Consider the following 14,094-nt stretch of genomic DNA (forward strand, 5'->3'; position numbering starts at 1 on the left):
CCGCATGATGCGACTGCCCGCCGCGCGCCGCCAGACCGCCGCCGCCCGCCTTGCGCAGGTCTGCCCCCGGCTTGACGCGCCGCACCACCGGCGGGACGGTCGCAGCATGCCAACGCTCGATCCCGTGACCCTCGCCGTCCTGGAAAACCGCTTCCGCGCCGTGGTGGAGGAGATGGGCGAGGCACTGCTGCGCACCGCCACCTCGCAGATCCTGAATTCCTCGCGCGACTTCTCCATTGCGCTGTGTGACGCGCAGGGCCGGCTGGTGGCCCAGGCGGATCACATCCCGGTGCATGTCGGCGCCATGCCCTTCGCGGCGGAGGCGGTGCTGCAGGCCTTTCCCGGCCAGATGCGCCCCGGAGACTGCTTTCTGCTGAACGATCCCTGGCATGGCGGCAGCCACCTGCCCGACCTGACGATTGTTCTGCCTGTCTTCGACAGGCCCCGGCCCGATTCAGATCCTCGGCCTGCGGCCTCGGATCATCGGGACGGGCGCTCGCTCGTCTTCCTCTGCGTCGTCCGCGCCCACCAGTCCGATATCGGCGGCGCGACCCATGGCGGCTACAACCCCTCCGCCACCGAGATCTGGCAGGAAGGCATCCGCATCCCGCCGATCCGCCTCGGCGAGAACGACACCCTGCGCGAGGACCTCGTGCAGATGCTGGCGCTCAACACCCGCATCGCCCGGGACTTTCGGGGCGACCTGATGGCCATGTGGGGCTCCGCCCGGCTCGGCGCGAAGCGGCTGGAGGCGCTGCTGGCCGGCCATGGCGCCGCGAAACTGAATGCCGCCACGGATGCCATCCTGGACCTGGCCGAGGCGCATGCCCGCCGCATCATCGCGGCCTGGGCCGACGGCACCTGGCAGGGCGAGGCGGTGCTGGATGATGACGGGCACGGCGCCCAGGACGTCACCATCCGCGCCACCGTCACCAAGCAGGGCGGCGCGCTGACCGTGGATCTGACGGCCAGCGACCCGCAGACGCTCGGCTTCGTCAATTCCTCCTGGCCCAATACCGTCTCCGCCGTGCGGATGGCGCTGGCCTATCTGCTGGACCCCGAGGTGGCGAAGAATGACGGCGCCTTCCGGCCGCTGACGGTGCTGGCGAAGGAGGGCACGGTGGTGCGCGCGGCGGAGGGCGCGGCGGTGACCCTCTGCACCAGCCACTGCTCGAACGAGATCGTGGAGGCCGTGGTGAAGGCGCTGGCCAACGCCTGCCCCACCCGCGCCATGGGCGGCTGGGGCCGCCGTTTTCGCATTGCCATCCAGGGCACCGACCCGCGGCGAGCGGGCAAGAAATTCGTCTGGCACCTGTTCCATGCCCGCCCCGGCGGCGGCGGCCATGCGACCGGCGACGGCTGGTCCGGGGCCGGCGAATGGCACTCCGCCGGCGGGCTGAAATTCGGCAGCGTCGAGATGGCCGAGGCCCGCTTCCCCCTCTTCTTCCGCCGCCATGAATTTTTGCCGGGCTCGGCGGGCGACGGCCAGTATCGCGGCGGGCTGGGCGGGGAGCTGGAGCTGGTGGTGGAGACCGCCGGCCCGGCGCGGGCGAATACCGCCGGCGACGGCGCGCGCCATGGCGCGGCAGGCATGCTCGGCGGCCAGGACGGCGCGCCGCACCACTACCGGCTGATGCCCGCCCAGGGCACGCCGCGCGACCTGCGCACCAAAGAAACCGGCGTGCCGCTCGCCCCCGGCGATGTGCTGCATGTGCGCTCCGGCGGCGGCGGCGGCTGGGGCGATCCGGCGAAGCGCGATCCCGCGGCGCGGGCGGCGGATGCGGCGGAAGGGCTGATCTGATGCAAGCCCCCTACCGCATCGGCTGCGACGTCGGCGGCACCTTCACCGATGTCGTCTGCATCGGTGCCGATGGCACCACCCTGCTCGCCAAGGCCGCGACCACGCCGGATGACCAGTCCCGCGGCGTGCTCGATGGCCTCGGCGTGCTCGCCGGCATGCTCGGCCTGGCCCTGCCGGACCTGCTCGCCCAGACCGAGCGCCTGGTGCACGGCACCACCGTCGCCACCAATGCCCTGCTGGAACGCCGCACCGCCCGCATCGGCCTGCTGACCACGGAGGGCCATCGCGACGTCATCGAGATGCGCGAAGGCCTGAAGCCCGAGCGCTACGACCTGCGCCTCTCGCCCCCCGCCCCGCTTGTCCCGCGCCGCCTGCGCCTGCCGGTGCGGGAGCGCATCCGCGCCGATGGCCAGGTGGAGCAGGCCCTGGACGAGGCCTCGCTCGCCACCGCCATCGAGACGCTCCGCGCCGAGCAGGTGGAGGCCGTCGCCATCTGCCTGTTCCATTCCTGGCGCGACCCCTCCCACGAACAGGCCGCCGGCGCCGCCGTGGCCGCCGCTTTGCCCGGCGCCTATGTGACGCTCTCCTCCGACGTGCTGCCGCAGATCAAGGAATTCGAGCGCTTCTCCACCACCGTGGTGAATGCCGCGGTCGGCCCCATCGTCGCCACCTATCTCGGCCGACTGGAGCGCCGCCTGGCCGAGGCCGGGCTGCGCGCGCCGCTGTTTGTCATTCTCTCTCATGGCGGCGTGGCGCCGGTGGCGGAGGCCGCGCGCATCGCCGCCGGCACCGCGCTGTCCGGCCCGGCCGGCGGCGTCGCGGCGGGGCTGGCCCTGGCGCGGGCCGGGCTGGGGCAGGATCTGGTGACCTTCGATGTCGGCGGCACCTCCACCGATGTCGCGCTGATCGAGGGCGGCGAGGCCGCCTTGGGCCGTGGCCGGGTGGTGGGCGGGGAGCGAATTGCGCTCGAAAGCCTGGATATCGTCACGCTCGGCGCCGGCGGCGGCTCCATCGCCCATGTCGGCGCCGGCGGCATGATGCGCGTCGGGCCCCGCAGCGCCGGCGCGGTGCCCGGCCCCGCCTGCTACGGCGCCGGCGGCACGGAGCCGGCGGTGACCGATGCCAACCTGGTGCTCGGCTATCTGGACGGCGCGCGCTTCCTTGGCGGCAGGCGCTCGCTGGACCTGACGGCAGCGCAGGGCGCGGTGGAGCGGCTGGGGACCAAGCTGGGCCTTGGCATGATGGACTGCGCGGCGGGCATCCATGCGCTGGCAAACATCGCCATGGCGGATGGCATCCGCGTCGCCACCGTGCGCCGCGGCGTCGATCCGCGCGGTTTTTGCCTGCTGGCCTTCGGCGGCGCGGCGGGGCTGCATGCCTCCGCGGTGGCGCGGGATCTCGGCATGGCCCGCGTGGCGGTGCCGCTGCTGGCGGCCGGGCTTTCGGCCTGGGGCATGCTGCAGACCGATTTGCGCTACGAGGTCTCGCGCAGCCTGATCGGCGCCACCGGCCTGCCCGACGAGCCCGCCATCCGCGCCCTGTTCGCCGAGCTGGAGACCGCGGCCCGCGCCCGCATGGCCGAATGGATGGACGGCACGCCTGCCATCCGCCGCAGCGCCGACATGCGCTACGGCGAGCAGGTTTTTGAAGTTGGCGTCCCGCTCGATGCCGTGGACTGGAACGCCCCCGGCCTGCCCGCGCAAATCGCGGAAAGTTTTCACAGGCGGCACGAGGCGCTGTTCACCTATGCCCTGCGCGGGGAGGAGGTGGTGCTGGTCACCGCCCGCGTCGCCGCCATCGGCCGCCTGCCCGCCTTGCCCGTGCGCGAACTGCCGCCCCGGCCGCCGGCTGCCCCGGTGGCCCAGCGCCGCGCCTATGTGGCCGGCACGGTGCAGGACCTGCCGGTCTACAGCTTCACTGCCCTCGCCCCGGCCCAAAAGCTGGCCGGCCCCGCGATCGTGGAGAGCGACACCACCACCGTGCTGCTACTGCCCGGCGACACAGCCTGGCTGGATGCGCGCGGCTGGCTGGAGGTGGCGGTGGGCGCGGGTTAGGCCGCGCGCCCGTAGCCCAGCTTCGCCTCGCCGGGCGCATAGACAAAAACGCTGGGCGCGAGATCGGCATCGGCGCCCGGCTGCTGCGACAGCCAGCCGCCATAAAGCCCTTCCAGCACCGCGCCGATCCAGCCGCCATCGGCATCCTCGCCCGCGCCGATCGCCGGCGCCGCCGCATGCGTCACCAGCAGCCGGCGCGCCTCGACATCGACGGCCAGCTGGCAATAGCCCCATTCGGCGGCGCCCAGCGCGTCGTTGATGTGGGACTCCAGCGCCTTCAGCGTGTCGCAATGCGGCAGCGGCATCGCATCCGCCATGCGCCGCCCGATGGCGCGCAGCAACGCGGCGCGGCCGGCGCTGTCCAGGTGCTCGTCCAGTGTCTCCACCAGGCCGCGCACGAACAGCCGCCATTGCGGCGCCACGCCGCGCCGGGCGAGGTAGGCGGCGGTCAGCGGTTCCGCCTGATGGGGTTCCGCCGCGTGAGCTTCCGTCATGCCCTTGCCCCCGTCAGCGATCGAAGCGGTAGCGGGCATAGACGAGGCCGCGCGTCTCGCTCCAATCCGCTGCCTGGTCGAAGCGCAGCGCGCCGCCGATGCGCAGCTGCGGCGTGATCATGTATTCGATGTCGCCGCGCAGCCCGCCTGTCAGCCCGGTCTTGGACTGGCCGGCATAGAAGGCATCGACGCCGGATTCGCTGGCCGCCCGGGCCTCCAGCGCGCTTTGCAGCCCGGTGTCGTTCGGGAAGACGGCGGTGCGGTCCTCGGTGAAGCTGGCCACGCCGATGCTGGCGCCGACGCGGTAGAACAGGTTGTTCGACCGGCCGCGATAGTCGATCGGGACATTCGCCGCGATGAAGCTCTGCGGGCTGTAGTAGCCGCCATGGCCCAGCGTGAAGAAGCGCAGGTTCTTGTCATAGGCGAAGTAGACCAGGTCCAGGCCCGTCACCAGCTCCTCGGTGGCCGAGCGCCAGATCGGCGTCTGGAAGCCTGCGCCCGCCTCGATGCGGCTGTTCTCGGCCACGCCCTCGCCGCTCATGCTGTAGTAGCCGCCAGCGATGTAGAAATTGGTCTCGCCGCTGGAGAATTCGATCTGCGCCCGGCCGCCGGTGCGCACCACGCCGCCCCAGGTGCTGCCCAGCGCCGGGTCGCGTGCCCCGCCCCAGGCCAGCAGGCTGTCCGTCATGGCGCGACGTTCCGCCGTCAGGCGCAGGCGCACGCCATCGCCGATCTCGGGCGCGATCTCGATGCCGCCGACCATGTTCTCCCGCAGGAAGCCCAGCGGGGTGGTGCCGATATCCACCGAGAAATTGCCGAGGCTGTAGGCGGCGCCCAGGGCCACGCCGCTCTGACTGGTCTCGGCATTGCGGGTGGTGGCGGCCTGGGCCTGGGTCAGCGTGCCGTTGTTGCCGGCGAGCACGGCCGGATAGCCGCCGAAGCGCCGCATCGAGGACAGGGTCTGCGCCAGGTCGCCCGAATCCAGGCTGACCGCGCTGGCGCGCGCCGTCAGGCGGCCGCCGATTCCGGGCACGGCGATGCTGCCTTCCGCCCCCGCATGGGTCTCGGTCAGCGAATCGATGCCGTCATCGCCCGAGCGCACCCGCATGCCGATGGCCGGCGTGATGCGCGGCGCGGCTTCGCGCCGCACCTCGCCGAGTTGCCGGTTGATCTCGCTGAGCAGCGGATCGGCCGGGGGCGCCGCGACGGCCAGCCCCTGCGGCGCATAGCCCTGCCCGCCAAAGCCCTGCGCCTGGGCGAATTGCTGGCCCTGCATCCGGCCCTGCGCTGGCGCCTGCCCGAAATCCTGGCCGGAGAGCGGGACGCGGCGGAAGGGGTTCTCGTAGCCCGGCTGCGGCGCCGGCTGGCCCGGCAGGGTGGCCTGCGGCACCATGCTGCCGCCGAGCAGGCCCGGCTGGTCGGTCAGGCCGATCTGCTGGCGGCGCATCTCCGCCGCCGCTTCCAGCGCATTGCGGGCGCGGCGCTGGTCGCCCCAGGCCCGCGCCAGCCGCGCTTCCAGCAGCGGGATGCGCGGATCGTTCGGCATCAGCGCGCGGCCTTCGGAGAGCAGCGCCTCCGCCTTGCCCCAGTCGCGATTGGCGATGGCGGCGTCCATGGCGGCCTGCCGCGCATCCGTGTCGCGCGGATTGCGCGACAGCACGGCTTCCGCGATCCGCCCGGCCTGCTCCGGGTCCCGCGCGCCCTGGTACAGGCGGGCCAGCGCCAGGTTGGCGGCCGGGTTTTCCGGATTCTGCCGCAGCGTCGGGGCCAGCACGTCGAAGGCCGCCGCCTGCTGGCCACGCTGGTTCAGCTGGTCCGCCGCGCGGATCGACAGGCCGGCCGAGAGGTCATTGGCCTGCCGCCGCTGTTCCGAGGTCAGCCGCCGCGGATCGATCGCCACGGCGGCCTGCGCCGCATCGGCGTTCAGCCCGGCCTCCGCCAGGGCGGCGGCCGCGGCCAGCTGCGCCGCCGGCGGCTGCCCGCGCGCCGCGATGGCATAGGCCCGCGCCGCCTCCTGCGCGCCGCGCGGGTCGTTGATGGCATTCAGCGCGCGCACCGCCGCCGGCCCCGCCTCCCCGGTCGGATCGCGGCGGGAGGCGATGGCCACCAGCCGCGTGCGGGCTTCCTGGCGCCGGCCGATGCGGGCCAGCGCGGCGGCGGACTGCACTTCCGCCTGCACCCGGGCGGAGGCCAGCAGCTGGTTCTGCGGCGCGCTGCGCGCCCGCGCCGGGACGCGTTCCAGCAGGCGCAGCGCCTCATCCGGCCGGCCCTGCTCGAAGTTGAAGATGGCGGCGGCGTGCAGCGTATCCGGCGTTGCCGGGCTGGCGACCATGGCCGCGACCATCTGGTTCGCGGCGGCGCCTTCGCCCGACCGCGCCATCAGCCGCGCCAGTTCCAGCCGCGGCCAGGGGGTCGATGGATCGTTCTGGATGGCGGCGCGCAGCAGCGCGGCGGCGGCCTGCGGGTCATCCGTGCGCTGCGCCTCGGCGCGCAGCGCCTCGGCCCGCACCTGGGGCGCATTGGTGCCGCCGATGCGGCGATACACCTCCTCGGCCTCGGCGAACTTGCCCTGTTCCTGCAGCGCATTGGCCAGGCCCGACATGGCCGCGCCGAAATTGCTGCGCCGCGCCAGCGCCGCGCGATAGCGTTCCTCGGCCAGCGCCGGATTGCCCTGGCGCAGCGCGATATCGCCCTGCAGCGCCTCGGCATCCGGCCGGTCGCCGCCGCCGCGCGCCACGATGCGTGCCAGGATCGGCTCCGCCTGGCTGTAGTTGCCGGCTGCGAAGAGGTTGCGCGCCGCCTGGATATCCGGGCCCGGCGCGCCGCCGCCCCCGCCGCCACCACCCGTCGCCGCGCCGCGTCCGCCACCGGCGGGGCCGCGCGCGACCGTGGTGGCGCCGCGCAGCGCCTCCTCCCAATTCGCACGGCGGGAGGGATCGGCATCGATCGCCGCCTGCAGCAGCCGCGCCGCTTCCGCGCGCCGGCCCTGCCGCAGCCGCACCAGGCCGAGGCCGCCCAGGCCATCGGCATCGTTCGGATTGATGGCGAGCACCGCGTTGAAGCGTTCCTCCGCGGCGCGGATCTGGCCCTGGCCGAAGGCTTCCCAGCCATCCATGCGCAGATTGCCGGTGGGATCGACCGGCTGCACCTGGGCGCGGGCTTCCTCCAGCCGCCGCTGGATCTCGGCGTCGTTCGGGAATTGCTGCAGATAGCCTTCCAGCGGCTGCACCGCCTCCGGCCCCTGGCCCAGCCAGGTCAGCGCCTGGCGCCAGGCGGCGCTGGCGCTCTGCTGGCTGCCGGGCTGGCCGGAGAGGCGGCGCAGCGCCTCGATGCCCTGGGCGCGGGTTTCCTCGCGGTAGGTCAGCACCTGGGCATTGGCCAGCTGCACGGCGGTATTGGTCGGGTTGCGCTGGGCCAGGCGGCCGAGCCCGTCACGCGCCTCCCGCCAGCCGGCCTCGGTGCCGGCAAGGGCCTGATAATACTCCAGTGCGAAACTGTCGGGCACCGGGGCGCCGCCGAACAGGGCGCGGTAGCGTTCCACGGCTTCGGCATTGCGGCCGGCCTGGGCCAGCTGCCGCGCCTGGGCCAGCTGGCCGGCATCGACGGTGGAGGTGCGCACGGCGACATCCGCCTGCACGGTGCGCGGATCCGCCGGGGCCGTGGCACGCAGCTGGCCGAGTGCCTGCTGCGCCTGCGCGACATTGCCCAGCTGGGCCTGCGCTTCCGCCAGCCCGGCCAGGGCATCGGCATTGCGCGGATCCACCTGCAGCACGCGTTCCAGGGTACGCACCACCTGGTCCGGCCGGTTCTGCAGCTTCCAGTAGTTCGCCTGGTCCAGCAGCGCGGCCACGCCGCGGTCCTGCGCAAGGGCCGCTGGAAACAAAGCGGGCGCGGCGATCAGCGCCGTGCAGAGCAGGCTGGCCCGGAAGGCGCTGCCGGAGAGGCGTGGCAAGCGAAAGTTCGTCATGTGGTCCTCGTCCGGAGACGGATGGCCGCGCGACGGCGCAGCGCCCAATAGGCGGGAACGGCAACGATGGCGCAGGCGATGGCCAGCAGCAGCAGCAGCAGGTCCGGCCGCGTCTGCAGGAAGTATTGCGGCCAGATGTAGGGCGGCAGCGTGCCGACCGTGTACTGGTTGCCCAGCGAGAAGCCGGTGATTCGCCCGGCGGAAAGGATGGCCAGGTCGCCCTGCACGCGCGGCGCCTGTTCCGGATCGCGCAGCGCGGCCAACATCTGCTCCAGCCCCTGCGGCGTTGTGCCGGTCAGCGCCACCACGGACTTGCCCGAGCGCAGCGGGCTTTCGAAGCCCATCAGGATGCCCAGGCCCTCACCCGGGGAGGCGAGCAGCGCCTGCGCCTGTTCACGCGCCACGCGCGGCTCGTCGCCCAGGAACAGGTTGCGGAAGCCTTCCAGCGCATCCGGCAGCGCGACGGACAGGCGATTGCCCTCCAGCGTCACCGGCCCGTCGCGCAGCAGCCGCTCCAGCGCCGGCTGGCGGCCGAGCGTGCCGATCACCAGCAGGTCGCGCCCGGCCACGCTGTCCAGCGCCGCGGCGCGCACCACGCGGATGCCCGTGCTGGCATGGCCGACATGCGCCGCAAGGCGGCCCATCAGCGTCAGGAAGGAGGTCAGTTCGACCTCATTCGGCCGATCCGGCAGCACCGCCGCGGTGTCGGAGAAATCCGCCATGCGGGTGAAGGGGAAGCCGGAGCCGGAGAAGAAGGCGAGGTTCGGCAGGGTGGTGAAGCGATGCGCATCGGACAGGTCGATGGTGCTGTCCGGGTCGATGCCCGCGCGCACATCGGCCGGCACCGCGATGCAGTCGCCGCGATGCAGCGGCCGCATGTCGAAGCGCATCTGCAGCTCGTTCATGCCGAAGATCAGGTAGGGCGGCAGGCCGAAGCGGCCGGTCATCCGTTCCGACTGGCCGAACTGCCGGCTGAGGATCGACAGCGGCCAGGGCGCCTCCGGATCCCGCAGCGGCAGGCTGCGCAGGTAGATGTCGTTCAGCGCGATATCGAGGCGGGAGACCGCGACATCCATGATCGGCCCGGGCGGGGAGCGGTAGTTCAGCTCCACCGGCAGCGGCCGGCCGCGCCAGGTATAGAGGTCCGGCGCCGTGCGGAAGGGCACGGAGATCGGGCCGGGCGCATAGCCGAAGGCCTGCAGCTCGGAGGGGTCGACCAGCTCGCCCAGGCGCACCGGGCGGTCGCTGCGCACCCAGCGCGGCGCGTCATAGGGCTGGCGCGGCGGCACGCTGACGGGCTGCACCACCGCGATCTCGCCGGCCAGCGCTTCCTTGCTGCCGGCCAGCACCACGGCGGCCTGCGCCGCTTCCTCCCCATTCCGGCCGCCGACCACCAGGATCAGGCCGAAGCGGTCGGTCGGGTTCGGCACCAGGGCGAGCGTCGGGCCGTCGAAGCGCGGCAGGGCCAGGCCGGGGATGGTCTCCGCCCCGCCCGCGATCACCACGGCATTGCCGCGCTGGGGCAGGGTGAAGGAGACCGGGAAGCTGGCGCCGCGGTAGTCCGCCTGCACCGCGAACCAGGAGGCGACGGTGGCCGCCGCCTGCAGGCTCTCGTTGCTCACCGCCTCCGGCACCACCACCGGCAGCAGCAGCGGCTCGCGCAGCAGGCGCGGGTCGAAGAAGGGCTCCGGCAGGCGGGCCAGGTCGCGCTGCAGCGGCAGGCGCTCCAGCGTCAGCTGCAGGGTCGAGAGGTCCGAGATATTGGCCCAGAGCAGGCCGGAGAGCGGGTCGTTGCACTCCAGCGTGTAGCGGCCGGTGAAGCGGAAGTTCATCCGGTTCAGGTCGGCGAAGAAGACCGGGTTGATCGGGAATTCCAGCGGGCCGAAGGCGGGGCGGTTGCGATCGGGGTTGATCACGCCGACGAACTGCTCGTTCAGCGCCATGGAGATCTGGCTGTATTCCGGGATCAGCGCCGGGCTGGTGGCGCCCTGCAGCACCAGCCGCGCGCCGGTCACCACCTCGTCGCCGCGGACGCCGAACAGCACGCCCTGCAGGTCCGAGGTGCCGCGCATCTGCATCGGCGCGCGCAGGCCGAGCTGGCGCAGCGTGCGGGTTTCGGTGCGGGTGGAGCCGATATCGCCGGTCGGCGCGCCGAAGCTGCCGATCACCGGCCCACCCTGGAAGCCGGGCTGCGCGACGGGCAGCGGCGGCAGGCCTGTGGGCGGCGGATTGGCGGTGCCGATCGGGCCCTGCTGGCCCGGGAACTGGCCCGGCTGGCCGAAGGGCGAGGCACCGGATTGCGCCGGCGCCTGGCCGGGCTGCGCCGGCTGGCCGAAGGGCGTCAGGGGCACGCCCTGGGGAGCGCCCTGGAAGGCACCCTGGGGAGACCCCGGGAAGGCGCCCTGGGGTGCACCCGGCGTGACGCCCTGCGGCGGCTGCGCCGACGGCACCTGGTTGAAGGGCATGATCGGGTTGAGCGGGGCCGAGTTCTGCACCTGCAGCGGCACCGCGCCGGATTGCGTCGCCGGCGCGCCGAAGGTGCCGATGCCCGGGGATTGCGGCGTCAGCGTCAGCGGCAGGCCCTGCGGCCCCGGCTGCAGCGCGGTGGGCGGCGGCGGCGCGCCGCGCAGGTTCACCTGCGCCTGCGCCAGGCCAGGGGCACCGAGGGCGAGCGCGAGCGCGATGGCCGCGGCGCGGCGCACGGTGGTCTCGCCGCGCGGGCGGCGCCCGCCGGGCGCGGCGGGGGTGGGCTCGGCCGGGGCATCGGTCGCGGTATCGGCCTGGGCCTCCGCTGCCACGGCGTCCACCGCCGCCGGCTCCGTGCGCATCACCACCTTGTTGCGGCGCTGGCGGCGCGTGAAGAAGGAGAACTGGCTGTCGCCGCGGAACAGGCCGCCGATCGAGCGCGCGACCTCGCCCAGGGAGCGCAGCGGCTTGTCCTCGCGCACATCGTCCCAGTCCACCCAGGCATCGGCGCGGCCGAGCACGGCGCGCACGATATTGCCCTCGTCATGCAGGGTCTGCGCGGCGAAGCGCACCTGCATGCGGCTGTCCTGCCAGCGCAGCACCTCGGCCGGGATCGCCACCCATTCGGGGCCGACATCCAGCTCCAGCGTGATGGCCGCATTGTCCGGGACATCGCCCGGTCGTTCGATCGCGACGGCAGCGCCGCCCAGCGACAGGTCCATGGTCTCGCCTTCGATCACCCGGCCATCGGCCAGCACCACATTCGCCGCGATCACCGCGCCCACGCGGGCGCGTTCGCGCACCTGGCGTCGTTCGCGGCCCACGGCCAGGCCTGCGAGCACCACCACGAACGACAGGGCGGCCCACAGGAAGTTCAAGGCATAGGCCTGGAAGTCCAGGCTGTCGTAGTTGTTCGTCGTCATGCCGTAGATGCCGGACAGCAGCCCCGCGATGAGGGCGAGCGCCAGCACCATGTTCGGCCCCACGGCGCGCAGGTCGAAGAAGCCTTCCTGCAGCGTGCCGCCCTTGTCCGTGACGTTGAACTTTCCCTTCTTGGGATCGAGCAGCGTCGCGAGCATGACGGGGATGAGATACAGCGCCAGCACCGTCTCATAGATCTCGGACCAGAAGCTGTGCCGGACATGGCCGGACAGGCGGCTGGTGGCGCCGACGGAATGCAGGATATGCGGCCCCGCATAGGCGACGATGGCCAGCGGGCTGGCTGCGATGATGCTTTCGCCGAACAGCAGGAAGGCCAGCGGCGCGGTCAGGAAGACGAAGCGCGGCAGCGGGAACAGGAAGTGGAACTGCGACATGAAGTAGCAGCAGCGCTGGTAGAGCTTGAGCCCCGCGCCAAGCATCGGATTCTCGATGCGGAGAATCTGGATCATGCCGCGGCCCCAGCGCATGCGCTGGCCGATGTGCAGCATCAGGCGTTCCGTCGCCAGGCCGGCGGCCAGCGGCACGCGCAGATAAGCGGTGCGCCAGCCGCGCCGCTGCATCTTCAGCGAGCAGTGGCAATCCTCGGTCACCGTCTCGGTCGGCACGCCGCCGACTTCCAGCAGCGCCTCGCGCCGGATCACCGCGCAGCTGCCGCAGAAGAAGGCCGCGTTCCACAGGTCGTTGCCCTGCTGCACCAGGCCGTAGAACAGCAGGCCTTCGTTCGGCACGCGCTGGCCGGAAGCGAGGTTCCGCTCGAAGGGGTCGGGCGAATAGAAGTGGTGCGGCGTCTGCACCATGGCGAGGTCGCGGTCGCGCAGCAGCCAGCCCACCGTCAGCTGCAGGAAGGCGCGCGTCGCCACGTGGTCGCAGTCGAAGATGCAGATGAACTCGCCGTTGGTGACCTTCAGCGCGGCGTTGATGTTGCCGGCCTTGGCGCCCTTGTTGTCGGCGCGGATCAGGTAGTTGCAGCCCACCTGTTCGCAGAAGCGGCGGAATTCGTCGCGCCTGCCGTCATCCAGCAGGTAGACGTTCATCTTGTCGCGCGGCCAGTCGATGGCCAGCGCGCCGTAGATGGCGGGCTTCACGATCTCCAGCGGCTCGTTGTAGCTCGGGATGAAGACGTCGATGGTCGGCCACTGGTCCGGATCCTCGGGCAGCGGCACCGGCTTGCGGTCCAGCGGCCAGATCGCCTGGAAATAGGCCAGCAGCATGGTGGAGACGGCGTAGATCTCGGCCAGCAGCAGGCCAGTGCCGAGGAAGGTCTGCATGAAGCTGGTGAATTCCAGCGTATCGACCATCCGCCAGTAGATGTAGCGCATGGAGACCAGGCAGGACATGAAGACGATGAAGATCGTCATCGCCCGGCCCGGGATGCGATTGGCCACCAGGAACAGCAGGAAGCCGGCCACCGCCAGCCAGGCCTGCTGTTCCGCCTGCAGCGGCGCAACCATGAAGGTCAGGCCGATGACCAGGCTCAGCGCCATCAAGGGCCAGGCAACCCAGCGCCGCGCCCAGGGTCCGCCCCTGAACGCGCGGCGGTGGCGCAGCGACTGGGCAAAGCTCATCGCGCGCCCCATCCCATGGCAAAGCCTTCCGGCGCCGCCGGCAGCGCGGCCTCGACCGCCCGCGCGATGCCGCGGATATCCTCGGCGGCACGGCTGTCCGGCGCGATTTCCTGCACCAGCTTCTGCATGGCCAGCGCCTCGGCCATGGTCTCGTCGCGGCTGACGGCGCCCAGCAGGCGCGGGCCGAGGTGGCGCGCCACCGCATCCGCCGCGGCGCGGGACAGGCGGGAATTCAGGTCGACCTCATTCAGCACCACGCGCAGCCGCCCGGCGAACAGCGCCGCCATGGTGCCCGAGCCGAGGAAGCGGCCGCTGTCGATATCCGGGATCAGCGCCGCGCTGATGGCTTCCGCCTGCAGCACCGCGATCACCATCGAGGCCATCGGCACCAGCACCGCCAGCGCATGCGACGGGCCGGGGGAGGTATCGGCGATCACCGTCAGGCCGGGGTCGGACAGGATGGAGCGCATCGGCGCCGCCAGCAGCTCCGGATCCCGCTCCAGCGCCGCGGCCAGGCCGAGGGCGCCGCGCAGCTCCATGGCGCCATGCGGCAGGACCATCACGCCGGAGGCGGTCTCCCGCACGCAGGCGCGCCAGTCGGGGCGGCGCGGCAGGTCCGCCGTGAAGCCGCCCATATCCGTCAGCGGCACGCCGAAATGCAGGCGCAGGGTGTTCTGCGGGTCGAAATCGATCACCAGCACGCGGCGACCCTCGCGCTGCAGCGCGTCGGCGAGGTTGGCGGTGAGCGTCGTCTTGCCGACACCGCCCTTGGGGGAGGCGAAACAGATTAGCGGCATGGTCGGGG

At 72.5% G+C, this 14,094-nt stretch carries 6 protein-coding genes; 2 read left to right on the top strand and 4 right to left on the bottom strand.

The window, feature by feature from the left end; all coding sequences use genetic code 11:
* The first annotated feature begins 4 nt into the window (after nt 1–4).
* A complete protein-coding gene (locus tag J3S20_RS01190; protein ID WP_246602222.1) occupies nt 5–1,801 on the top strand; it encodes a hydantoinase B/oxoprolinase family protein in 1,797 nt (598 codons plus the stop codon).
* Nucleotides 1,801–3,855 carry a hydantoinase/oxoprolinase family protein gene (locus tag J3S20_RS01195; RefSeq protein ID WP_216833853.1) on the top strand — a complete coding sequence of 685 codons (2,055 nt, stop codon included), beginning with the start codon at nt 1,801–1,803 and terminating at the stop codon, nt 3,853–3,855. Before J3S20_RS01190 ends, J3S20_RS01195 begins: the two co-directional genes overlap by 1 nt.
* Here the strand turns inward: J3S20_RS01195 and bcsD are convergent.
* Genes bcsD through bcsQ form a run of 4 tightly spaced genes read right to left on the bottom strand, consistent with a single transcriptional unit; the run spans nt 3,852 to nt 14,086 of the window.
* Nucleotides 3,852–4,349 (bottom strand): cellulose biosynthesis protein BcsD, encoded by a 498-nt coding sequence (bcsD, locus tag J3S20_RS01200; RefSeq protein ID WP_216833854.1) that lies wholly within the window; start codon nt 4,347–4,349, stop codon nt 3,852–3,854. The two genes, J3S20_RS01195 and bcsD, sit on opposite strands and share 4 nt — an antisense overlap.
* Before the next feature lie 13 nt (nt 4,350–4,362).
* On the bottom strand, nt 4,363–8,316 hold the full coding sequence (locus tag J3S20_RS01205; RefSeq protein ID WP_216833855.1) for a cellulose biosynthesis protein BcsC: 3,954 nt from the start codon (nt 8,314–8,316) through the stop codon (nt 4,363–4,365).
* Entirely contained in the window at nt 8,313–13,301 is a 4,989-nt protein-coding gene (bcsA, locus tag J3S20_RS01210; protein WP_343215129.1) for a UDP-forming cellulose synthase catalytic subunit, read from the bottom strand. The genes J3S20_RS01205 and bcsA overlap by 4 nt, the downstream gene beginning before the upstream one ends.
* Nucleotides 13,286–14,086 carry a cellulose biosynthesis protein BcsQ gene (gene bcsQ, locus J3S20_RS01215; protein WP_216833857.1) on the bottom strand — a complete coding sequence of 267 codons (801 nt, stop codon included), beginning with the start codon at nt 14,084–14,086 and terminating at the stop codon, nt 13,286–13,288. Before bcsQ ends, bcsA begins: the two co-directional genes overlap by 16 nt.
* Nucleotides 14,087–14,094 lie beyond the last annotated feature (8 nt).

Origin of the sequence: Falsiroseomonas tokyonensis (assembly GCF_019024325.1) — a bacterium.
GTDB lineage: Bacteria > Pseudomonadota > Alphaproteobacteria > Acetobacterales > Acetobacteraceae > Falsiroseomonas > Falsiroseomonas tokyonensis.

Bases quoted from the DNA above. Each gene is read 5' to 3' on its own strand.
- J3S20_RS01190 (WP_246602222.1), top strand. From the start codon at position 5: ATGATGCGACTGCCCGCCGCGCGCCGCCAGACCGCCGCCGCCCGCCTT.
- J3S20_RS01195 (WP_216833853.1), top strand. From the start codon at position 1,801: ATGCAAGCCCCCTACCGCATCGGCTGCGACGTCGGCGGCACCTTCACC.
- bcsD (WP_216833854.1), bottom strand. From the start codon at position 4,349: ATGACGGAAGCTCACGCGGCGGAACCCCATCAGGCGGAACCGCTGACC.
- J3S20_RS01205 (WP_216833855.1), bottom strand. From the start codon at position 8,316: ATGACGAACTTTCGCTTGCCACGCCTCTCCGGCAGCGCCTTCCGGGCC.
- bcsA (WP_343215129.1), bottom strand. From the start codon at position 13,301: ATGGGGCGCGCGATGAGCTTTGCCCAGTCGCTGCGCCACCGCCGCGCG.
- bcsQ (WP_216833857.1), bottom strand. From the start codon at position 14,086: ATGCCGCTAATCTGTTTCGCCTCCCCCAAGGGCGGTGTCGGCAAGACG.